Below are 21,668 nucleotides of genomic sequence, written 5' to 3' on the forward strand. Positions count from 1 at the left end.
AAAACGGCTCAAACATGAAGAAATGAAATGACTGAGTCAGCCGAGAAGAATTTCCCCGCTTATTCGCACCTTCCCTAGATAATTAATTTATAGTTATTGTTCTATCAAAAATCAGGAGGATATTGGCTCAACTCAGCTTTATATTGATGAAATATGATGGCTACCGCACGGGGTTACAGCTCCCAGAATGCTGCTTTTAAGTGAATTGAAGAGGGCTGAACCGTAGCTGCTCCCTGGCTGCCTTTGGGACTATGAGGGCCGGATGAGTAGCCTATCAAACGCTGACCGCTCTTGTTGAGTAAAAACACAGCCAATCCGTGGGTTTTGAATGAAATCTTGATGGCGGTCAGATTTTGACGCGGGAACGTGAAAATAAGCGGGGGGAGGGGGGGCAGGACTTTCCCTCCTGTCGCTCCGTCCGGTCAACCAAGCCTGATGAACTCCCTTTCCCTTCAATGCCTTGTAACAGCTGGTTACAGATCTCCATTCGACCGACGAACCTTCCTTCCAGTAAATTCAGCGGCGATTGAATGCACCTCACATAACAAAGCAATTGCAAGGAACAAGCGTCAATGAGAATGCACCACAAAGCCATGCTGGCCATTGCCTGCACCGCCGCCCTGTCTGCCTGCGACAGCGAGAAAGCCGCCAACAGTATTGCCAAGCGCGCGCCGCTGCCACTGCCTGATGCGGGTCTTTACGAAGCCAGCCTGTTGAGCCGCGATAATGACAAGGCGTCGTTCAAGATGATCAAGGGGCTGGAAGGGATGGCACTCATCTATCCCAAGGCGGATCGCGAGCAGCGTTGGGGTGTCTGGGTCGATAAGGATGCGAGCAAGGTGGCGACCAACAGCCAGTGGAGCGGCAAGGCGGCTCAGAAAGAGAACAAGGATGGAATATACCCCGTCTTGCTGGAGCGTACCTCCGAGCGTGGCAACAAGGTCGATAGCCAGAGCAATGACCACAACCTCATTACCTTCCGTGATCAGTCGGTGATTGACGTGAATGGCAAAGAGGTCAAGCGCTGGACCTTTGACTTTACCCGTACCGGCACCCAGTTCCGGGAGCCGGATCAGAGCACGACTCTCTACCCATCCTGGAGCGGCCACGTCGCCGTCAGCAAGCTGGCCACCCGGGCGATCAGCAGCGACAGCTGGTCAGTTGCAGACGATGAGGGCTTCGCCGACGCCATGGTGGGCCAGATCAAGAGCACCAACAACAGCGGCTCCCTGACGGTGGAGATGGAATTCCCCAGCGCCGGTTGCACCCTGACCGGCAAGGGCAAGGCCGATCAGCACAATGGCCTGAGCAAGCTGACCGTGAGCGGCTTTGGCAAGTGCCGCTTCAAGGCCTTGAGCGATTTCACGCCGATTGAGAACAAGTGGGTGCTGAGCCTGGCCAACGCCAGGGACGGGGCTCTAGCCTATGCCGCCGCGTTCACCATCCCCAATACCAAGCAGACTGCATTGGTGGTTGGTTTCCCCGAGCAAAACGGTCTGGTGCTGATGGCGGACAAACAGCCCTGAGTCACTGTAGAAGCCGCCTTGGCTGACGCATAGCGCAGCCGAGGTGATGACCAAAGTGTTTTATGTTCCACCCCGTGTTTACCCCGGCCATGCCGGGGTCTTTTTGCTGGAATGAAAGCCTGTGTCGGTGAGGACCTGGGCTGTTATGTGCAACCGTATGGGGGATTGGCTGTGAGCATTCGCAGCCATTGCGCTCAATACCCCGTCATCTCCAGATACCCCAGCCCCTTTGCATCCCCTGATATCGTCACGGCCCCCTCCCAGTAGTCAAAGCGGCCTGTCATGGCCTGATTGGGCTGGCGCGCCTTAATGCGGAGCTTTAGATCTCCGGCCTTAAGCTGCCACTGGACGGGGTAGTCTTGCCCCTTGGGGCCGCGCCAGGTTTTGCCCGGGGTGAGGACGATGGATTCGGGGGAGAGCACCCGACTGCTGCCATCGCGCTCGATCAGGATGCCGTAACGGTTTTCGGGATTGGCGCGGCCCGCCTTGGTGCGCAGGCGAAACAGCATCAGCTCGCGGCCATCGCTTAATTGCAGCGAGAACCAGTCCCAGCCTGACTGCCAGTCGGCCAATACCGAGCTGCTCCACTCGTGATCAAACCAGCCCTGACCCGTGACCTTGCGCGCCTCGCCATCGAGGGTCAAAGTGCCGGTGAGCGTCAAGCGTGGGTAGGAGTAGTAAAACGAGGCGTTGCCCGGGCTCTTCTCGCTGTAACCCTGCTTGCCCTGCAAGACCACCGGCTTGGCGGCATCGACCTTGAGGTTCAGCTCGCCAATCTTGCTCTGCACCTTGAGGGTGGCTGGAAACAATGCCTTCCCCTGTGAGGCAAGCACCCATTCCCTGAGCCAGTACTCGCCGCCGCTGGCACCCGCGAGCCCGGGGCCCTGACGGCTGGTGCGCTCATCCTGTTGGTGGCTGCCTTTGCCGAGGTCAGTGATGGCGAACTGGGCCAGCCAGAGCTGGGGGGTGAGCCAGGGGTTGTTCGTTTTTATCTGCTGTTCAATGCCCTGGCGAAACAGGGTCCACTGCATGCCATATTCGCGCCCCTGCTCATCCTTGAGGTTGCCGGTGAGATACCACCACTCGGAGCGGTAGTCGGGGTGTGCAGCGTGATCGGCGGGCAGCGTGATGGGCTGGCCCGGCAGGGCCTTTTTGAACTGATCGCTGCGGCCACCGAGTATGGTGCCCAGATCGTTGGCCCAGGCCGCCCCGCCATACAGGGTGCAGGTGAGCAGCAGTAGCCAGGCATTGCGTTTTTTCATACCAGTTTCCTTGCGGCAAACCAGGATGCGAGCGCCGCGCACACAGGGGCCAGCAACAGGGCCGTGACGGCATGCAAGGGGGCGGCCTCGAAGGCGAGACGCCAGCCAAAGGCGCGGGGGTTGACCACCTCGATCAGCACCCAGGCCAGCCCATAGCCTACCGGCAGCGCCAGCAGCGCCGTGAGCAGCCCCAGGCCCGCACCTTGCCACACCAGCAGGCGGCGACAATGACGCGGGCTCAATCCCAGACTCTGCAAGGTCTGCAACTCGCTGCGCCTTGCCAGCCCCAGCACCATGAAGGCCGAGCCGATGCCGACGAAGGCGATGCCCAGGATCAGCAGTTTAAGCAACTCGGTCACCACAAAGGTCTGGTCGAACACCTTGAGGGCAGCGGCGTGAATGGCAGGGGCCGCCAGCAGATTGACCCTCTCGCCAAAACGGGTGCGCAGGCTGTCGGCCAGTTGCTCCGGTGTTTTGCTAAAGAGGGCAAGGGATTGCACTGGGCCATCTTCGAAGGCGTGCAGAACTTGCCCCTTGTCGCTGCCGTAATCCTGATAGACGCCGGTGACGGTGAGCTGCCTTGGGCCCTGTTCGCTGGTGATGCTGAGCGTCTGGCCCACCCTGACTCCGAGCCGCACCGTCAGCGGCTCGCTTGCCAGCACCTCGTCTGGGGTCGCGGGCCAGCGACCGGCCAGCAGGGGATAGGCCGCCTTGAGGGGCGGGATAAAATCCATCTGTGCCCACTCGATGGGCTGCCCCTGCCTGCGGGCGGGCTGCACAGAACGCCGCGAGGCTTGAGCCACGGCGGGGTTGGCGAGAATGGCATCCAGTGTGACCTGGTTCAGTATGCCCCTGCTGCCCGCCGCGCCCTTGGGGGCGGTGACATAGAGATCGGCGGCCAGACGCTGGTTCAGCCAGATCTCCACGCTCGAGCGAAAGCTCGATACCATGACGCCTATGCCGATGGCTGCGGCGATGGCCAGTTGCAGTGCCATGACGGCGATGGCGGTGCGATCCAGATGATATTGGGCCTCAGCCACCGCCAGTTGGGCGGTCAGGCTGCTGCGCCCGTGCTGGCGACCCATGCGCTGGCGCAACTGACCCAGCACCCAGCGCAGGGCATCCGGCAGCCAGAGCGCCATGGCCAGCAGCCAGCCACCGGCGATAAACAGGGCACCCGGCAGCCCTGTCCGGGGCAGGGCGAGGCAAAGGGCGCACAGCAGCAGTATGGCGATGGCGAGCCGGCGCCGACGCCACGGATGGGTGGCTGGGCGGCTGTTGCCCTCGCGAAGCGCAAGGGGGGACTGGCGCAGCAGTTGCCACCAGCCGGGCAGGTTGGCGGCAAGCGTTCCGCCAAGGCCAATCAGCAACGCCTTGAACAGGCTGATGGGGGAGAGGCGCAGCAGGTCGATGGGATTGGGGCCATAAAGGTCGGCCAGCGCCTGGGTCAGTTGTCCCATGAGGGTGAGGGCCAGGAGGCTGCCGAGCAGCAGTCCGAGCAGGGTGCCCAGAGTGGCGAGAAGGAGCAGCTCCAGTACCAGCCAGTGCAGGACCCGGCGAGGCGGCAGCCCCAGAATGATCAGCTGGGCCAGCTGGGGGCGACGCACGCTCTGTACAAAACGCTGGGCGTTGAACACCAGAAACAGTCCCACCGCCATGGCGAGCAGAGAGAGGGCGGTGAGGTTGAGCGCCAGCGCATCGCCGAGCTGGCTGGCATCGAGCGCCGGGCTGATGGGCTCGAGCCAGAGCGGCTGATTGGGGAGATAGGCTTGCAGGGTCGCTTGCAGGGCGCGGGCCTCGGCGTCACTTAGCTTGAAGACGATGCGATCCAGCCTTCCCGCCTTGCCCAGCATGTGTTGGGCCAGACCTATGTCGGTCACCAGCAGCCGCTCCATGGGCACGGCGCCGGGCTCGAAGGTGCCCGCGAGCGTCAGGATCAGCGGGCGATCACCCTCGCCACCGCCGCCCAGCACAAAGGTGCGGGACTGGCCCGGCAGCCAGCCTAGCCGTTTGGCCTCAGGCGTTGCCAGCCAGACGCTGTCTGCCTGGTTCAGGGAAAAAGAGGGGGCTTCTTCTTTACGCGCGCTGGTAAACAGCTGGCTCAGGGGGCCGGTATTAAAGAGATCCATCCCCAGCAACTGGACGCTGCGACCCTGCTCATCTTTGAGCCAGGCGTGCAGCTGCGGCATGGCATTGAGGCTTGGTTGGCTGCGCACCAGTTTGACGTAAAGCTGCTCATCCAGGCCACCGCTCGGGGCCAGTCGATAGTTGGCATCCCCCGCCAGCTGGGTGCGGGCGGCGACGAAGTTGGTGCTGGCGCTGTGGTTGAGCAGGTCAATGGCCACCACCAGCGAGACCCCCAGCATGAGCCCGGTCAGACTCATCAGCAGCAGCCAGGGATGCCAGCGATAGAGGCGCAGCAGCGCCTTCAGCGGCAGCATAAGGCGGCCTCGCGGTCACGGCTGGCCTCACTCATGGTGCGCCCCCTTGAGCTCAATCAGCTGGCCCCCTTCGAGGCGAAGCACTCTGTCTGCCAGGGCGCCATAGGCGGGGTTGTGGCTCACCAGCAACAGACCCGCGCCGGTTTCACGCACCGCTTCCATCATCAGTGCCATCACCTGTTCGGCGTTGTGCTCATCGAGACTCCCCGTGGGTTCGTCGGCCAAGAGCCAGCTGGGCTTGTGAATGAGGGCGCGGGCCAGGGCCACCCGCTGGCGCTGGCCGCCGGAAAGTTGCTCCGGCCAGGCGTGGCGCTTGTGGACGAGATCGAGCCTTTTCAGCAAATCGTCAATCTCTGTCTCATGGCGTGGCAGGCCGTTGATCGACAGGGGCAGGCAGAGGTTCTCCTCCACTGTCAGGGTCGGCAGCAAATTGAAATCCTGATAGACGATGCCAAAATGCCGGCCGCGCTGGCGGGCCCGTTCATCCGGGGATTGGGTGTCGAGCCGGGTTTCCCCCAGCCAGATCTCCCCCTCATCCGGGGGGAGCAGGCCTGCTATCAGGTTGAGCAGGGTCGACTTGCCACAGCCGCTCTGCCCCAGCAGCAAGCTTGTCTCGCCAGCGGTCAGCGTGAGGTCCAGACTGTGGAACAGCGGCAGGCGTTCGCTGCCGTTATCAAAGCTCTTGCAGAGGTTGCGCAGGGTCAGCATGGGATAACCGCTTGATGGTCAATGGCTTTCATCATGCCATCTACGCTACCACGGCCGGGAATGATCAACACGCCTTGCAACTGATCAAGAGCGCCAGTTAGTGATCACCCCAGCAAAAGAGGTGAGGATCCTCGCTGGATCCCGCTTGCCAGAGGTGGTTAGAATAGGAGCTTCCATGGGTCACAGGATGAGCAAGGATGTTACACAAGCAAGTCAGTTTTATCATCGATAGCAAGGGCAACAAGCAGGCTGCCGTCGTCCCCATCGAGATTTATAACGAGCTGATGACCCTTCAAAAGGCGCTCTCCGACAACAAGCCCGGGGAGCGCGAGCTATACCACTTCAACGGCAAGGGTGCCGAGGCTCACGGTTATCCTGTGGGCAAGCGGCAAAATCCCGGCTTCATGGTGCTGTCGGGATCCACCGCCAATGGCGAGGATGCAGCCTCCCTGCGTGAAGCCGTGATCGAACTGCGCCAGGAGCTGCTGGGCAAGGGGATCCTCACCCCTCGCAGTGAAGGGGGGTTTGTGTTCACCGCCGATCAGCTGTTCAACAGCCCGAGCCTGGCCGCCAGTCTGGTGGCGGGCAACAACCGCAGTGGCCTGGATGCCTGGCAAAACAGCGCTGGCTACACCCTCAAGCTGTCGGGCTTTGGCAAGAAATAACCCTTTTGCCTCGACATGCATTAATTGATAATTCATTGACCTGGATGAACTTTTGTTTTCATCCAGGTGCTAGCATCCCAGCCAGATGGTTCTATAAGGAAGAGGCCCATGTCTGTGCTAACCCGCTTTGCCGTATTGCTGTCCCTGTTCATCTCTCCTGCCCAGGCCAGTAGCGGCCCGATCCCGTTAACCCTTTCCACTATCGGCCTGTTTTGCGTGGGCCTGTTCGTATTGGCCTATGCGCTGGTGATGGCCGAAGAGTATCTGCAACTGCGCAAGTCAAAACCCGTGCTGGTGGCTGCCGGCGTGATCTGGATCCTGATCGGCATTGCCTACGCGCAAAATGGCATGAGCCCGGCCGCAGAACAGGCATTTCGCCATACCCTGCTCGAATATGCCGAGCTGATGCTGTTTCTGCTGGTGGCGATGACCTACATCAACGCCATGGAAGACAGAAATCTGTTCGATGCGCTCAGGGCCTGGCTGATCCGGTCCGGCTTTCAGTTGCGAACCCTGTTCTGGTTGACGGGGGGGCTGGCATTTTGCATCTCGCCGGTGGCCGACAACCTTACCACAGCGCTTTTGATGTGCGCCGTTGTGCTGAAAGTTGCCAACGGGGATCGACGCTTCATCAATCTTGCCTGCATCAATATCGTGATTGCGGCCAATGCCGGCGGCGCCTTCAGCCCCTTTGGCGACATCACCACCCTGATGGTGTGGCAGGCTGGCAAGGTGCAATTTAGCCAGTTCTTTGCCCTGTTCATTCCGTCCCTGCTCAATTTTCTGGTGCCCGCCCTGCTGATGAGTCTGATGGTGCCTCGCCATGTGCCTGAGGCGGCCAGTGAAGCGGTGGAGCTGAAACGGGGAGCCCGCCGCATAGTGCTGCTGTTTCTGCTGACCATCACCACGGCTGTGCTCTGCCACAGTTTCCTCCATCTGCCCCCTGTTCTCGGCATGATGCTGGGTCTGGGATACCTGCAATTTTTCGGCTTCTATCTGCGCAAGTCACTGCCGCTCTCCCTGGCGCGCAAGCGGGCACTCTATGAGCGCACCGGGGATCATGAACGGCTGCGCAGCCTTGGCTCCATAGTGCCATTCGATGTCTTCAACAAGGTGGCCAAGGCGGAGTGGGACACACTGCTGTTCTTCTATGGCGTCGTCATGTGCGTGGGGGGGCTGGGGTTCATGGGCTATCTGGAGCTGGTGTCACACTTGCTGTATGACGGTGGCAACCCGACGATGGCGAACATCTTTATCGGTATCCTGTCAGCCATTGTCGACAACATTCCTGTGATGTTTGCCGTGCTGTCGATGGATCCTGACATGGTGCAGGGGCAGTGGTTGCTGGTGACTCTGACCGCCGGTGTGGGGGGCAGCCTGCTCTCCATCGGCTCTGCGGCCGGGGTCGCCCTGATGGGGCAGGCCCACGGCATGTATACCTTCTTTAGCCATCTCAAGTGGTTACCGGCCATCCTGCTCGGCTATCTGGTGAGCATAGGTGCGCACCTCTGGCTCAATAGCGCCCTGTTCTGATATACGCAGCCAGGCCTGACCCCAGGCCCCCAGGCTGACCCTTGATGCAAAAAAGCCCTGTCATGCAGACAGGGCTTTTTCAGGATCAGGGTGAGGTGCAGATCATCAGGCCACCGCAGAGCGCTTGCCGGTCAGCAGCCAGTAACTGATGGCAGAGCCAAAACCACAGCCGGCGATGGCGATGGCCATGGGCAGTGGGGATTGCGGTGGGTCTAGGTTGACCAGAATGCCGACCACGGCGCCGATGCCAAAACGCAGGGTGCCGGCCAGCGCGGAGGCCGTGCCCGCCGATTGGGGAAAGTGCCCCATCAGGCCCGTCATGGCGTTGGCTCCCACCAGACTGATGTGACCGACGAACAGCACCACAGGGATGACGATGCCCCACAGGCCGCCTGTCTGGCTCCAGGCGTTGTAGATGAGCAGGGCGCCGGCACAGGGCAGCATCAGCAGCCCGTATTGCAGCATGCGCTCGGCGCCCACCCCCTTCACCAACCGGCTGTTGACGAAGGTGACCAGCATCATCAGCAGAATATTGAGGCCGAACAACCAGCCGTAGTGCTCGGTCGGTACCTTGAAATATTCGATGTAGACGTAAGGGGATGCGCTGATAAAGGCAAACATGCCGGAACTCGACAGGGATCCGCACAGCACATAACCCATGGCCCCGCGATGGGAGAGCACACTCCAGTAGTTTTTCAGGATCTGGCCCAGCTTGAGCGGTTGTCTGTGCTCAGGCTTCAAGGTCTCCTGAATTTTCCACTGCATCACCACGCAGACCAGCAGGCTGATCCCCACCAGCAGCCAGAAGATCACCCGCCAGTCGCTGTGGGCGCTGATGTAGCCGCCGATCACGGGGGCGACCAGCGGTGCCAGTGTCATCACCAGGATGACGAACGACATGGCGCGGGAAAATGCATCCTTTTCAAACAGATCTCGCAGCAGTGCATTGACCACCACCGAGCCCGCCGCCCCGCCTGCCGCTTGCAGCATCCGATAAGCCAGCAGTTCGGGCAGGGAGTCTGCCATGGCGCAGCCCACAGACGCGATGGCAAACATGGTGAGCCCCGCCAGGATGACCGGTTTGCGGCCATAGCTGTCTGCCAGCGGGCCGTAAAACAGCTGGCCGATGGCAAAGCCACCGAGGAAGGCACTGATGGTGAGCTGGGCCCCGTCTATGCTGGTGGCCAGATCCCGGGCGATGGCCGGAATGGCGGGCAGGTACATGTCGACCGCCAGCGGGGTCAGGCCCGCCAGGGCGCCAAGCAGGATAAACAGAAAGCGGGGAGAGAGGGGTAAGGGTTGGGGCATAGGATGTCCGATCGTGAGCAAGTTCGCGTGAAATAAGGTAACAGGGGTGAGTCTATCAGTTTTGGCGGACTTGGGCAGGACTATGCCCAAGCCCGCCCCCCGTCACGCTATCACCCGTGTCCGGGTCACACGCTTTTTGGGTTTTTTGGCCCCCAGGCAGGCGAGCATCAGCCAGCAGAGCCAGCCGAACAGGGAGATCCCAATCCCCCAAAGCTCTGGCCAGCGTGCCGCCAGCTTGAGAGTGAGGGTGTGCTGACCCGCCGGTATCCAGACCTGCAGCAGCCCCTGCCGGTTTGCACTGACCTCGAGTGTCAGCGAATCATCCAGTCTGGCCTGCCAGCCGGGGTAGTCATATTGGTGCAGTATGAGCTTGGTGGGCTGCTGCGCCTTCACGTCCAGCTCCAGCCATCTGGGCTGCCAGCGAATGATCTTCCACGCAGCCCCCGGCTGCTCTGTGGTGACGGGGGGTTGAAACTCCCCTTTCCAGGCGAGCAAGGTCGGTGTGAACAGGCTGATGGGCACCTGACTGGGCCTGTACTCCCGGGCACTGCGCTTGCTGTCGAATTCGCTCTCAATCATGTCCTTGCGCGGTGCCTGGGTGAGAGGGGAGTAAGCCACATAGGCAAGGCTGGAGACGAGCGTGACCAGCAGCAGGCCCCACCAGACCCATTGCCAGGATCGGTCGACAGGGGTGCCCAGCGCCACTACGGCCACAGTGGCCAGGGCCAGGATCAGGTTGCACCGCCAGGGAAATTGCACCCGTTGCAACGGTGGCAGCAGATGCCAGATGGGCTCGCTCAGGGGCAGCATCATGAGAAAGGAGACTGTCCCTATGATCCCCCACATCAATAATTCGGGATGACGTGGCTCCCGGGTCGCCGCCCAGGCGACCAGCAGCAGCCCCATGGTCAGCATGCTTTGCCAGGCCATGTGGCCGCGAAAGCGCCAGTCCCCCCAGCCAGAGGGCAAACGGTCGAGAAAGTTGCGTCTGAAGTCAAACATGCCGCCCCGCATCAACTCCATGGAGATGGCGCCTTGATCCAGCAGGGCGGGCAGCAGCAGGATAGCGGCCATGACCAGCCCCAGCACTTGGGCCATTGCCACTAGCTGGATCGGAAACAGGATGCGGGATCGCCAGGCTTGCAGCAGGGCGCGCAGTGTGATCAGCCCCATCATCAACAGCAGGCTGGGAAGGTGAGAAAACGCCAGCAATGCCAGCGCCAGAGTCAGCAAGGGGAGTCCCTTGCGACTGCGCTGGTTGGCGAGATCTTGTCCCAGCAAGATCAGGGGAGCCCAGACGAAAGCCCAGAATTCGGCCAGGGCAAAGCGGGCATAGAGATCCATGCCCAGATGATAAGGCAAGGCGAGATAGAGCAGGGTGGCGGCCAGGGCCCGCAAGGGGGAGGCAAAACTGCGCAGCCAGAGATAGGCAAAGAGGCCGGATAGCAGCAAGGCCAGACTGGCGCTCCAGAGCAGGGGCGTAATGGCGTGATGAAGGGGAGCCTGGGGGCCGGCAAACAGGGCGCTGACATAGTAGGGCAAGGGGGGATAAAAGAAGAAGGTGGGGCTGCCAAAGCCGCCATTCATGGCCATCAACCAGCGTGGATAGATCTCCCCCTGCCACAGTTGCTGTGCAAAATAGTGGCCGGAAAGCAGATGATGAAACAGGTCATGCCCCTGGCTTCCCCCCTGTAACCAGAGTGGCAATAGCAAGGCTCCGCTGGCCAGTATCAGTGCCAGGGGGATGAGAAACCACTCGCTTGATCTCTTCATGGATAGACTCACTTGTCACGGATGCGCAGTGAGTGTAGCCGACCGGGGCGCCAGAGCCGCTAGTCAAATGGTCGCCAAAGTGCGTTGCACTGCCAACTAAGGGTAAAAGTAGGCGGGTATCCCGAGCCAGATACCTGGCTCAGCATGAAAGCGAGGTGAAAACCATTGCTGCTGGTTTGGTGCCGGCATGTCACCGGTGGCGATGGGTCGTCGGCTGAGACGGCAGGCTCCCTGTGCCAGTGCGAGTCGTGCATCCCCCCGATACCAGCCATCGGTGACGGCCAGAGCAGTGGTCTCTCGCAGCAGACGTACTCCCCACTGAGTCACCAGCGCCGGACACGCTTTCTCTGCCACCCTGGCCGCCTGCACCATGGCGGGTGGACGGGGCAGGGTGAAGGTCGCCGCGAGCAGCAGCAATCCGGCCACCGCGACCAGCCCCTCGCCACGGCGCGGCAGCCAGCCTGCCAGCAGAACTATGCCGAGCAGGGTGATGGGGGCCAGATGGCGGGGATTGTCGGGATTCTGGCCAAACAGTGTCCAGATCAGCAGGGCGAGCCAGTAGAGCGTCCAGAGCGGGGAGGGGGCGGTGGCTTGACCTTTTGAACTTGGCCAGCGCGGTAGCACCAGCAAGGCTCCGACAGCCAGTGGCCAGAGCGGGGTGAGCTGATCGTTGAAGGTGTGCGCCCAGCTCAGCAGCCGATCGCCGTGGGCCGCCGCCGTGTTGCCCCACAGGGTAAAGTGGCCGTCGGTAAAGCGCCGCCCCTCGCTGAAATAGGCCCAGCCATCGGCCTGCCAGACAAAGAGCAGGCTGGTGAGCCCCACCAGTGCGATGGGGAGCACAAACCTGACGCGCGTTCCCTTCTGCTCCATCCCGAGCCACAGGGGCAGCAGGGCCAGCACGAAATAGGAGGGGCGCAGGGCCAGCAGGAGACCCAGCAGCAGGCCCGCCAGCGCTATCTTTCGATGCTGCAAGGCCAAGAGTGCCCCGAGCCATGCGGCGAGCGCGGGCCCGTCCGAGAGGCCGGACAGCGCCAGCGTCGGGGTGAGCGGCAGGGCCAATACCAGCAGCCAGACGGGGGCGAGCAGGCTTGGACGTTGCCACATGCTGACAGCAAGCCAAGCGGCAAGCGGCGCCAGCAGTGCTGTGCCAAAGAGGCTGGCCCACTGCACAGCGCGGGCCGGATCGTCCACCAACAGGTTGATCAGCCGCGCCAGCCAGATAAAAGCGGGGTAGCCCGGAAAGTGGGGGGAGAACTCCAGCACGCTAAAGCGCATCACCCCGTGGGCGAAATTGAGGGCATCGTCGGAATCGAGCGCCACCGGGAAGGCCAGCAGCCAGCCGAGCCAGGCCAGTTGCAGCAGGATCAGCAAGTAGGGTCGATTAGCGAAGCGTAATCGGCCGTGGCGAAGCCCCCCTTCTCCCCTTGCGGGAGAAGGGCCGGGGATGAGGGGGGCCGTCGTCATTAATGAGAGGCCATCAAAGCGGCGCCAGTACGACCATCAGCGCTTTTTCTGCATCGCTAAAGGCGGCGGCGTCGGCGGGCTTGGCGCCCACCCCGAATACCCCCGGGTTGCCGATGGCGTCCAGCACCTTGGCCAGCGCCTGTTCGGCCGCCTTGCGATCCCCTTCACTGAGGGAGGGGAGGATCAAATCGAGGAAGCGCTTGCTCTTGACCACCAGCACCTTGGCGGTCTGGTAATCGCCGAGATTCTGGCTGGCCCCTTCGAGGCGGCGCTCGATCTCCGCCTTGTAGGCGCGATTGAGCAGGGCAGCGGTGGCGGCAGCATCTTTCCCCTTGATGGCGGCGGCCAGCGGCGCTTGCAGTTCGACCTTGTGGTGCTGTTCCAGATAGAGCAGCTCGTCGGCAATCTCGCTCAAGGTGGCGCTGGCATCCTTGCCGTCAGTGGCGGCGCCGAGCAGCGCCTCACGGGCGTCGATCAGCGGCTCCTTGCCTGCTGCGGCGTAGGAATAAGCCTGTGCTTGTTCGCTGAGGGTCAGCAGCAGGGTGAGGGCAAGTAAACCCGGGCGGATGTTCATCCTGTTCTCCTTACTTATGCCAAGAGGTTATGCCAATGGCGCGGCACTCAGGCCAGGCTCTGGGTTTCGATCACGGTGTTTTCATTGCGGTGTTTTCATTGCGGTGGTTGAAGGTGCTGCGGCGCTGTTTGCCGGTTAAGCACCTGCCATCGTTCTCATGCCACGCTCTGGGTTTCAATCACGGTATTTTCATTACGATGGTTGAAGATGGCGTGGCGCCTGTCCACCCCGTCGATCACCATGTCGGCGGCCATCATCCCCATCTCCATGGCGGTGTCGGTGAAGATGTAGCGGAATGTCCCCTGACGGCCGGTCATGATGAGGTTGCCAATCGGCATCAGCGCCTGAATGGCCGCGTCGCGACGTGCCTGATAGCCAAGATCCATCAGCGGATAGGCGTATTCGCTGCGGGCTTCGAAGGTCTCATCGCCAAGTTTGGCGGTATCGACGCCGAGGCTTGCGAGATCGGCGGTAACCCGACCGCGCAAGTCGGCGAGCGGCGCCTGCCAGGTGGCATCCCCCGGATTGCAGGGGATCTCCAGCATCACCGAGGTCTGGCCCTGGGGCGCCATAAAGGGGCTGCGGCGGCGCGGCTCCTGCAGGCGGGTGGCCAGAATATGGGGGTCGGAGAGGTACTGCCAGGTGTTGTCCGACAGGTTCTCCTGTTTGAGCGGCATGTTGACGAAGCGAAGCGACCGGTAGTGGAGATCGCACGGTAAGCCCAGATGCTGGCAGGTGAGTGGCAGCGGCAGGGTGGAGATCACCTGATCAAAGGCGGCGCTCTGCTCAACGTTATCTTGTGACCAATAAACCCGCTCGATGCGGCCATCAGCCTGCTCAAGGCGAGTGATGGTGGTGCCGGTTTTGAGCTCAACCCCCTCAGCCACCAGCCGTTCCCCCAGGGTCGCGAAGATCTGGCCGAAGCCATATTTGGGGTAGCGGTATTTGCGGGCATAGGTGCGCACCGAGAGGTTGCCGTTGCGTCTTGGCAGCAGGCGGCGCGCCACGTCTTTGAGATCAATCAGGCTGATGCGCTGACCGGCCCAGTCGGCGGAGAGCTTGTCCGGGTTGATGCCCCACAGCTTAGCCGTGTAGCCCTCGAAGAACTGGCGGTAGAGGGTGCGGCCGAAGTGGCTCTGGATCCACTCGGCAAAGCTCGCCTTGGCGAAATCGTCCGGCTTCTTGGCAAAAGGCAACAGCAGCAAGTCTTTCACCGCACCGGCCATCAGCGGCAGCGGGGCTGTCTTGATCAGGTTGGTCAGATTGAGGGGGTAGTCATAGGTACGCCCGCCGAAACGGATGACGCTCTTGCGCTCGGCGTGGAGCAGATCGTCACCCATCAGCTCGTCGATAAAGGCGAGCAGCTCGGGGTTCTTGGTGATAAAGCGGTGACCGCCGTAGTCGAAGCGATACTCCCCATCGCGCCCCTTGAAGGTCTGGGTGGCGCACATGCCGCCGACGACCGGCTCCTGCTCGAACAGGGTGACTGCATAACCGGCGCGGCGCAGGCGCCAGGCGGCCATCAAACCGGCGGGGCCGGCGCCCAGCACCGCAATGTTCTTCTTGTTGTGATCGCTCATGACGTTTTCCGAAACTGCTTGATTGAGCAGGGGCGACGTCAATGCGCCGCCCCCTGAATATGTTGTTGCCGAGAGTGGCGACACTCTTTTATCCCTTGGCGGGCGCGGCGCTTACCTTTGGACGATAGCTGCGCTGCCAGAGGGTGACGAAGATCGCCAGATAGAGGGCCCAGGTCAGCAGCTGCAAGCCAGCGGGTGAGGCATTGTAGCCAAACAGGGCGCGCAGGAAGGTACCAAATACCCCCTGATCGTCGAGAATGTGGCTGATGTTGAATACCGGCGTGGTCCAGAAGGTGATGATGTCTGCCGCCTGCAACATATTGACGGCTGACGACAACAGGCCTGCGGCTATGATGATGATGAGCAGCCCTGTCCAGCGGAAGAAGGGGGCCAGCGCCACCTTGCGGGTGGAGCTCAGCAGTCCCCACACCAATGCTACCGACACCAGCAGTCCCGCCAGTGCGCCTGTCAGACCGGATTGCAGATCCACCCCTTGCCCGGAGTAGAGCAAGGCGGAGAAGAAGAGCACGGTTTCAAACCCTTCGCGCATTACCGCCAGGAAGGCGAGCAGCACCAGCCCAAACAGGTTGCCGCCATCGATGGCGGCATCGATGCGCGCCGTCATGGCCCCCACCTGGGATTTGGCCTGCTTTTGCATCCAGATCGCCATATAGGTGAGCACAAGGGTGGCAAAGATCAGGATCCCCGCCATCAGCAGGTGGTTGTAACGCTCACTCTCGAACTGGCTCACCACCACCTGGAACAGGAAGGCGACGACAAGGGAGGCGACAAGGCCAAGCCCCACCCCCAGATAGATGAACTTGTTGTAGCGGCTCGCCCCCAGCTTGGCGAGGTAGGAGAGGCAGATGCCGACCAGCAGGAAGGCTTCCAGCCCCTCGCGCAGGGTAATGAGAAAACTTGCAAACATCAGGATTGAGGCTCCGTAGCGGGCGTGACGGGGAGAGGCTGCAAGGTCAGTTGCAGCTGATTGAGTAGCACTATGGGTGGCTCCGGCAAGCTCGGCTCGGCGGCGCGCACCGCATCATTGACCCACTTGGGGTAGGTGCGGAAATTGAGTTTGATATCTGCCTTGAAGGGCCCCTGGGCATCCGCTGGCAGCGGCCAGACTTCATCCCGCCAGCCATCGGCCGGAATGCGGGTATCTTCCAGCAGTTTGGCGTAGAGCCAGAACTTGAGCCCCACCGGCTTGCCCTCGGCATCGCCGAATACTTTTCTGAACAGTCGCGCATCTTCTGGGACAGCGCCATCCACCGGCTGGCCGCTGGCAAGCACCACCTTGCCGCTGGTGTCGGTGACGGTCAGCTCCAGCCAGAGTTCACGAAAATCGGCCACCCCGGTGGGCAGAGCGTGGCCCGCGCCGGTATTGGCGACCCTTACCACCAGTTGCTGACTATCGGCAGCCTGTTCGATCCGGGCGGAGAGGGTAGCACTGGAGCGCAGCAGGGCCAGGCTCTCCTGTTCAAGGTCGTGGTTGCGCAGCCCCACAAGCTGATGCTGGGCGCCGGTAAAGTTGTGGCGATAGAGCCGTGCCTTCATGGTGCCGTTTTCGGTGGATTGACCCGCGACCGGCGTGCCGCCATTGCCTGGCTCCGGGTTCATGTGGCAGTCGATGCAGGTGCGCAGCTTGGCGGGATCCTCCGCGTTTGCGAAGCTGGATTTTTCCCACTCGTCCCAGGTGTTGACGATATTGGCGCCGGTGCCCGGGGCAAACTCGTTGTGGCACGACTTGCACAGGGCCGCGTCGCGGTAGAAATCCTTCTGATAGGAGGCTTTGTGTGCCGCCGGACGGGCGTTGATCTGCCGCTCAGCCAGCCAGTGCTTGAGGCTCCCCCCAGGGGCATCCTCGAACACATAGCTCTCGCGGTCTTTCAAATTCACGGTAAAGGCGCTGTTGCCGCCCGCGTCTTCGACTTTGGTGATGCGATGGCAGAGCACGCAGCCGGTCCCTTCCTCCACCACGGGTTCGCCAGCCTTGTGGGCGGCAATCAGCGATGCGCCGCCCTGCTCGAACATATGGGAGCCCTTGGGCAGATCCATCTGGCCTGTCATCACCTGCTGGGGCATATGGCAGCCCTGACACCACTGGCCGAAGGCCTCGCCTTCGGTTTCGCGGGCCAGCGCCTGCACCACCTTGTAGTAGGGGTGGGAGTTGCCCATCAGTCTGTGGTTGCTCTCACTCCAATCCTTGAACGCTTGGCTGTGGCAGTTCTGGCAGGAGGCGGAGTTGAGCCACTCCTTCGGGTGAGTGGTCGGCGCCTTGGCGGGATCCGTGCGCGGGGCATCGAGCCGCAGCCAGTTGGCGAGATAGGGGAGGTTGCCATCGGCGGTGACGAAGGCGTGCAGATCTTCCATCATCGCTTTCACCTCGGGCTGAGGCTGGGCGGGGTCAACCACCTCGGCGCCATCGCGGGTGTCATGGCCCATGCCGCCCTGGGTCTGCTGGGTCATGCGCAGGTATTCGCCGACAAAATCCCCCGCCACCATGTTGGTGAGGTTGGCGTGGCCGTTGATGGCGTTGTCGCCGCTCTTCTGGCGGTGGGCCGCCATCAGATGGCGATTGGTGAAGTTGAACCCGTCCAGATGGCAGGAGTTGCAGCTCATCCAGTTGTCCCCCGTCATGGGGAAGCGTGCATTGGCGCCGTTGTTGCCCAACGTGTTACCAAGATGGAACAGCCGCTCGCCGCGCTTGAGCGATTCGGGGCGGGGATCCGTCTCCACCAGCTTGGCGAAGTGGGGCACATCCACAGTCACGCGAGCGAAGGGGCCGCTGCCGCCGCTATTGAGGCGGGTGAGATCCTGCCCCATGGCGTTGTGCACCAGAATGTGGTCGCCGTCTACAAACAAGTCCCGCGGATTCTGGCCCGGCAGGTGGCGCAGCAGCTGGGTCGCCTTGGCGCCCCCCTGAAACTTCTTGCGTCTGTGGCGATTGCTGTTGGATTTTCCGCTGCGCGACAGGTCAAACACCAGCAAGTCTTCCGAGCCTGCCAGGGTCAGATAAACCCGCTTGCCATCGGCGGCGAAGCGCGCGGCGAACGGGTTGGAGACGATCTGGCTGCGGTTGCCGACGCTTGGCAGATTGATCTGCAAAAAGAGCTGCTTTCTTTCGTCGACCCGCTCTTTCTCCTCATCGAGATCGATGATGGAGACGGCCGGAAAGACAGTGCTCTGAAACTGGAAGGGGTGGCTGAAACTCCAGAGCACGTGGGGCAACCAGGCTTCGCTGCCATCGGGGGAGAGGGCGATGCCATCGAGCAGGCGCGGCAATCCCTGAGAGTCGCTTGGGGTGTCGCTGTGGGTTTCTGCCAGGGTGATGAGTCTGGGTTTTGGCAGGGTGGTTTTGAGCAGGGTGGCGCCCTTGGCGTTGTTGCCAAGCTTGGCGAGATCATAGATGGCGAGCTGGCCCGTCATGGCATGGGTGAGCAGCAGGCGATCATCGTCGGTCAGAGCGAGCCCGCGGGGTGTCTCTGCAGTGACTACATCCAGCTGCAGCTTGCCCGCTGTGTCGTAGGCCTGCAGGCGAGCTGATTCGAACAGCGTGACCCAGAACCACTGCCGCTTGGGATCGAAGATGACGCCGTAGGGTCTATGGCCGGTGGGGATCGCCCTTTCCAGGTCGAGATCATCATCCAGCAGCAGCAGGCGATCGCCACTGTAGTCGGTGACCAGCAGGGTGCCGTCGTCTGCGCGGGCAAGTTGGCGCAGATCGCCCCCCAGTTGCACCTCTTTCATTCGCTTGCCGCTATCGCGCTCAAGCAGGGTGACGGAACCTGCGCTCTGGTTGGCGGTGACGAGGCGCGGGGTGCTTCCCTCTTCATAGGCGAGCATACCGGCGCCCATCTGCTGGGAAAACGCGAAGGGGCTGGCCAGCAGCAGGAGGAGGGCCAGCAAGGGTGACAAACATGCACAAAGAGATGACTTCAACATGGGATCAGGCGCGCCATTTCAGAATGGTCCAGCGCCAGGCGTGGCGCAGCACCAGAGGAGTTAACGCCAAAGCGCTTAGCCAGTGGGCCCAGCTGGCGAGGCTGCCCATGGCATCGCCCGGAGTGCCATGCAGCACCAGCAGCAGGCCGCTGGCCAGGCAGATCAGCAGCAGGGCTTCGATAATCCGCCCCGTGGTGCGCAAAAAGGGCTTGTTGCTGCGGTTCAACAGGCTGCGATGAGAGAGCCAGAAGGCGCCAAACAGCAGGGGAAACAGGGTGAGCGAAAGCATCACATGGAGAAACAGATTCCAGCGCGCCAGCGACCAGATCGGGGTCAGCGGCTCCCACAGCAGCAGGCCGGAGAAGAACATCAGATAGAGGGTGCCCTCGGCGGCCTGATGGTGATAGGCCAGCCACTGCCAGAACTGTCGGGGTGAGAGGGAAAGGCTTGTCATAGGTGCTCCAGCGCCCGGGCAGTGCAGCCCGGGGGAGCAAGTTTACAATGGGGTAAAGGTAATGAAAAGAGTTATCAATTCCGGTCTTGATGAATCAATCCTGAATGAAAACAAGGGCTGGCTACTTGTGGTCCGCCAACCTTTCTGTGATTGCATAGATAAGCGCTGCCGCCGAGAAGGCCAAAAAGACGATGACTGACCACTTCATCTCCACTTCATTGCCGGTACCATCGTCCAGAAAGGCCTTGAGCACCTCGATCCCGGCTATGGTCACCAGGGAGTTGATGACGATGAGCTTCAGGGAGGCGAAGTTGATCTTGCTGAGCCAGTTGTTGCCGAGCGCCTCGCGCTGCTCCTGAGTCTGAATAAACTGCACATAGCCGCAGATGGCCACCAGGATCAGCATCTGCGCCACCAGTACGAAGTCCACCAGAGTCAGCACCCCTGTGATGAGGTCAAGATAATGGATGTCGATGATGTCGCGGCACAGCGTATAGAGCTGCATGGCAAACTTCACCATCAAGAGCGCCACGCACACCAGAATGCACACATAAAACGGGAACATCATCAACCGGCTGCCATTGAGCATAAAGTTGAATCGACGCATGAGAACTCCTGAGTAGGGTGAAATTGGGCTGATTATCGCCTGAGTCAGGCGACGAATGCATGTTTTACTGATAAAGCCTGCATGGCCGCTTGCTCGGTAGAAGGTGTCGCATCGGTGGGGCTAGCCCTGACAGTCGATATGCCACTCTCACAGATGGCAAACGCTCGGTACTGATGCAATACAGTCAGAATGCAGAACAGGTGCCCGGTTGCGGGGCAGGCACCTCGGTTATTACTCGACATTGATGGGGCCCTTGGTGCCCGCGTCACTATCGATCCAGACATCTTCCCCCTCCAGACGGCGATCGCCCTGAATGGTAAATGTGATGGTGCCCTGCTTGAACAGCAGTGCACCGTCAGCCCGCTTTGCCTTGACCTGTTTGCCATTGACCCAAACCTGCTCTTTGCCATTTATACGGATGGTGGCAACTGTGGCTCCTTCGTTGTTTTTGGCCACCCATTGTCCAGCATAGGGTGTGGTGTCTGCGGCGGCCTCCGTGCTCGCGGGAGTGGCTGCCTCGCCAAAACCAGCCTTGGCATTTTCGGCCTTGCTCTTGGTGATATCGCACCCTTGCAACTCGGAGGCCTGGGTGCAGCCGGAGTTTTCGAGTTGCTGGCGGTATTTGGCACTGATGGCGTGGGCAGGGGACTGGATCAGCAGGGCCAGTGCTGCCACCGTAATCATGGTCTTGTGCATCATATTGCTCGCTTCTGTTGTCAGGTTATTCACCTCGTCCACTTTAGTACTGCGCGTGACCAAGGGCTACTTGCTTGTGTCCGTCTCCTGATCGGGAGGCGAGAGCCAGCTTTGCAATGGGGGGCGAGCCGTGATGGATAGGAAAAGAGGGTGAGTAAGTGGAGGATGTGGCAGACATGAAAAAGCCCAGTCCTGAGACTGGGCTTTGAAATTTGGCTCCCTCGACAGGACTTGAACCTGTGACATACGGATTAACAGTCCGCCGTTCTACCGACTGAACTACGAGGGAATTGGCTCCTCCTACTGGACTTTATTCATTTATCAACGGATTGGGGCAACCGCCGATCCGTCGCGTCCGTCAAGACTTTGTAGCCATCTGTCATCCAGCCTGACCGGGAATCGTCCGGAGAGTTGTTGTTTGAAGAGATAGATACTGCTGTACCGATGAACTTGGGAGTACACGCTAAGAACTGCTAGGTGATCCGGATAGGGACCTGAGCTGGGATGTCGTGAGTGCCATAAAGTAAAAAGCCCCAACCGATGGTTGGGGCTTGGTTACTACAGCGTCATGCTAACAGGGTCTCTATGTCTGCTTCGTCTGCTTCGTCTGCTTCAGCTGAGAGGGGGGGCTCTGCCGATGCGGCGGATAGGCTCGTCGCATCGTCGGCATTTTCAGCGCCTCGGGGTTGGAACCAGACCTTGCAATATCGCTCGCTGGCTTTCCCCTTTTCTAAATACACACCATTATTGGCGAGAGCCTCCATGAGTGCAGGCAACTTCCTGGACATCGCCGCAGCCGACTTGGGCATATCGTTCCCAAGGCTGATAACTGTCTGGGATTCCAGAGCACTGAGCAGGTTATGGGGGGTACCACTCCACGGGCTCGCTTTTGGGTATCGCTTGGCAAAATGCGTCAGGGCCACAAACAGACTGTCGTCAATCACCCCAGCAATGGTCGACTGTTCAACATTGTACTGATAAGCCTTCTGCAGTTGACCATGAGGTATCTTGAGCACCGCTTCCAGGCCGGCAAGCCAACGCGAAAAATCGGCCATCCTAGGGAAGGTGCGAATAAGCGGGGAAATTCTTCTCGGCTGACTCAGTCATTTCATTTCTTCATGTTTGAGCCGAT

General features: G+C 60.9%; 17 protein-coding genes and 1 tRNA gene. 3 read left to right on the top strand and 15 right to left on the bottom strand.

Annotation, left to right across the window (positions count from 1 at the left end; translation table 11 throughout):
- Window positions 1–578: 578 nt before the first annotated feature.
- The gene (locus OKC28_RS21500; RefSeq protein WP_333562749.1) at window positions 579–1,526 is read left to right on the top strand and encodes a hypothetical protein; all 948 of its coding nucleotides are present in this window, start codon (window positions 579–581) and stop codon (window positions 1,524–1,526) included.
- A 194-nt stretch (window positions 1,527–1,720) separates the two neighbouring features.
- Here the strand turns inward: OKC28_RS21500 and OKC28_RS21505 are convergent, their stop codons facing one another.
- From OKC28_RS21505 to OKC28_RS21515, 3 genes are read right to left on the bottom strand one after another with little or no spacing between them, the layout of a single operon-like run.
- Window positions 1,721–2,788 carry a lipocalin-like domain-containing protein gene (locus OKC28_RS21505; protein WP_270691081.1) on the bottom strand — a complete coding sequence of 356 codons (1,068 nt, stop codon included), beginning with the start codon at window positions 2,786–2,788 and terminating at the stop codon, window positions 1,721–1,723.
- Entirely contained in the window at window positions 2,785–5,229 is a 2,445-nt protein-coding gene (locus OKC28_RS21510) for an ABC transporter permease (RefSeq protein WP_270691082.1), read from the bottom strand. Before OKC28_RS21510 ends, OKC28_RS21505 begins: the two co-directional genes overlap by 4 nt.
- Window positions 5,230–5,256: 27 nt before the next feature.
- Window positions 5,257–5,937, bottom strand: a complete 681-nt coding sequence (locus OKC28_RS21515) for an ABC transporter ATP-binding protein (protein ID WP_270691083.1) — start codon at window positions 5,935–5,937, stop codon at window positions 5,257–5,259.
- A 197-nt stretch (window positions 5,938–6,134) separates the two neighbouring features.
- Here OKC28_RS21515 and OKC28_RS21520 point away from each other — a divergent pair, with 197 nt between their 5' ends.
- Entirely contained in the window at window positions 6,135–6,602 is a 468-nt protein-coding gene (locus OKC28_RS21520) for a DUF4357 domain-containing protein (protein ID WP_270691084.1), read from the top strand.
- A gap of 108 nt (window positions 6,603–6,710) precedes the next feature.
- Entirely contained in the window at window positions 6,711–8,135 is a 1,425-nt protein-coding gene (nhaD, locus tag OKC28_RS21525) for a sodium:proton antiporter NhaD (RefSeq protein WP_099993711.1), read from the top strand.
- Window positions 8,136–8,240: 105 nt separating this feature from the next.
- Here nhaD and OKC28_RS21530 read toward each other — a convergent pair whose 3' ends face one another.
- From OKC28_RS21530 to OKC28_RS21585, 12 genes are all read right to left on the bottom strand, one after another.
- A complete protein-coding gene (locus tag OKC28_RS21530; protein ID WP_017412350.1) occupies window positions 8,241–9,443 on the bottom strand; it encodes a Bcr/CflA family multidrug efflux MFS transporter in 1,203 nt (400 codons plus the stop codon).
- 102 nt (window positions 9,444–9,545) lie between these two features.
- Window positions 9,546–11,216 carry a 6-pyruvoyl-tetrahydropterin synthase-related protein gene (locus tag OKC28_RS21535; protein ID WP_270691085.1) on the bottom strand — a complete coding sequence of 557 codons (1,671 nt, stop codon included), beginning with the start codon at window positions 11,214–11,216 and terminating at the stop codon, window positions 9,546–9,548.
- A 96-nt stretch (window positions 11,217–11,312) separates the two neighbouring features.
- On the bottom strand, window positions 11,313–12,587 hold the full coding sequence (locus OKC28_RS21540) for a hypothetical protein (RefSeq protein WP_265461521.1): 1,275 nt from the start codon (window positions 12,585–12,587) through the stop codon (window positions 11,313–11,315).
- 106 nt (window positions 12,588–12,693) lie between these two features.
- Window positions 12,694–13,254, bottom strand: coding sequence for a hypothetical protein (locus OKC28_RS21545; protein ID WP_265461388.1), 561 nt, complete (start codon window positions 13,252–13,254; stop codon window positions 12,694–12,696).
- 155 nt (window positions 13,255–13,409) lie between these two features.
- Window positions 13,410–14,834, bottom strand: coding sequence for an NAD(P)/FAD-dependent oxidoreductase (locus OKC28_RS21550; protein ID WP_270691086.1), 1,425 nt, complete (start codon window positions 14,832–14,834; stop codon window positions 13,410–13,412).
- Window positions 14,835–14,922: 88 nt separating this feature from the next.
- Window positions 14,923–15,762 carry an FTR1 family iron permease gene (locus tag OKC28_RS21555; RefSeq protein WP_265451839.1) on the bottom strand — a complete coding sequence of 280 codons (840 nt, stop codon included), beginning with the start codon at window positions 15,760–15,762 and terminating at the stop codon, window positions 14,923–14,925.
- Window positions 15,762–18,779, bottom strand: a complete 3,018-nt coding sequence (locus tag OKC28_RS21560; protein ID WP_270691087.1) for a YncE family protein — start codon at window positions 18,777–18,779, stop codon at window positions 15,762–15,764. The genes OKC28_RS21555 and OKC28_RS21560 overlap by 1 nt, the downstream gene beginning before the upstream one ends.
- Before the next feature lie 4 nt (window positions 18,780–18,783).
- Window positions 18,784–19,233 (bottom strand): hypothetical protein, encoded by a 450-nt coding sequence (locus tag OKC28_RS21565; protein WP_099993701.1) that lies wholly within the window; start codon window positions 19,231–19,233, stop codon window positions 18,784–18,786.
- A 121-nt stretch (window positions 19,234–19,354) separates the two neighbouring features.
- Window positions 19,355–19,840 (bottom strand): YqhA family protein, encoded by a 486-nt coding sequence (locus OKC28_RS21570; protein ID WP_059112254.1) that lies wholly within the window; start codon window positions 19,838–19,840, stop codon window positions 19,355–19,357.
- Window positions 19,841–20,071: 231 nt separating this feature from the next.
- The gene (locus OKC28_RS21575; protein ID WP_442865773.1) at window positions 20,072–20,536 is read right to left on the bottom strand and encodes a hypothetical protein; all 465 of its coding nucleotides are present in this window, start codon (window positions 20,534–20,536) and stop codon (window positions 20,072–20,074) included.
- 213 nt (window positions 20,537–20,749) lie between these two features.
- Window positions 20,750–20,825: transfer RNA gene (locus OKC28_RS21580), tRNA-Asn, on the bottom strand.
- A 277-nt stretch (window positions 20,826–21,102) separates the two neighbouring features.
- Window positions 21,103–21,591 (bottom strand): hypothetical protein, encoded by a 489-nt coding sequence (locus OKC28_RS21585; protein WP_270691089.1) that lies wholly within the window; start codon window positions 21,589–21,591, stop codon window positions 21,103–21,105.
- Window positions 21,592–21,668 lie beyond the last annotated feature (77 nt).

The organism is Aeromonas sp. D3 (assembly GCF_027705025.1).
Lineage (GTDB): Bacteria > Pseudomonadota > Gammaproteobacteria > Enterobacterales > Aeromonadaceae > Aeromonas > Aeromonas salmonicida.

Coding starts and splice junctions, on each gene's coding strand:
- OKC28_RS21585 (WP_270691089.1), bottom strand. CDS start 21,591: ATGGCCGATTTTTCGCGTTGGCTTGCCGGCCTGGAAGCGGTGCTCAAG.
- OKC28_RS21535 (WP_270691085.1), bottom strand. CDS start 11,216: ATGAAGAGATCAAGCGAGTGGTTTCTCATCCCCCTGGCACTGATACTG.
- OKC28_RS21500 (WP_333562749.1), top strand. CDS start 579: ATGCACCACAAAGCCATGCTGGCCATTGCCTGCACCGCCGCCCTGTCT.
- OKC28_RS21555 (WP_265451839.1), bottom strand. CDS start 15,762: ATGTTTGCAAGTTTTCTCATTACCCTGCGCGAGGGGCTGGAAGCCTTC.
- OKC28_RS21520 (WP_270691084.1), top strand. CDS start 6,135: ATGTTACACAAGCAAGTCAGTTTTATCATCGATAGCAAGGGCAACAAG.
- OKC28_RS21505 (WP_270691081.1), bottom strand. CDS start 2,788: ATGAAAAAACGCAATGCCTGGCTACTGCTGCTCACCTGCACCCTGTAT.
- OKC28_RS21515 (WP_270691083.1), bottom strand. CDS start 5,937: ATGCTGACCCTGCGCAACCTCTGCAAGAGCTTTGATAACGGCAGCGAA.
- OKC28_RS21530 (WP_017412350.1), bottom strand. CDS start 9,443: ATGCCCCAACCCTTACCCCTCTCTCCCCGCTTTCTGTTTATCCTGCTT.
- nhaD (WP_099993711.1), top strand. CDS start 6,711: ATGTCTGTGCTAACCCGCTTTGCCGTATTGCTGTCCCTGTTCATCTCT.
- OKC28_RS21565 (WP_099993701.1), bottom strand. CDS start 19,233: ATGACAAGCCTTTCCCTCTCACCCCGACAGTTCTGGCAGTGGCTGGCC.
- OKC28_RS21545 (WP_265461388.1), bottom strand. CDS start 13,254: ATGAACATCCGCCCGGGTTTACTTGCCCTCACCCTGCTGCTGACCCTC.
- OKC28_RS21575 (WP_442865773.1), bottom strand. CDS start 20,536: ATGCACAAGACCATGATTACGGTGGCAGCACTGGCCCTGCTGATCCAG.
- OKC28_RS21550 (WP_270691086.1), bottom strand. CDS start 14,834: ATGAGCGATCACAACAAGAAGAACATTGCGGTGCTGGGCGCCGGCCCC.
- OKC28_RS21560 (WP_270691087.1), bottom strand. CDS start 18,779: ATGTTGAAGTCATCTCTTTGTGCATGTTTGTCACCCTTGCTGGCCCTC.
- OKC28_RS21510 (WP_270691082.1), bottom strand. CDS start 5,229: ATGCTGCCGCTGAAGGCGCTGCTGCGCCTCTATCGCTGGCATCCCTGG.
- OKC28_RS21570 (WP_059112254.1), bottom strand. CDS start 19,840: ATGCGTCGATTCAACTTTATGCTCAATGGCAGCCGGTTGATGATGTTC.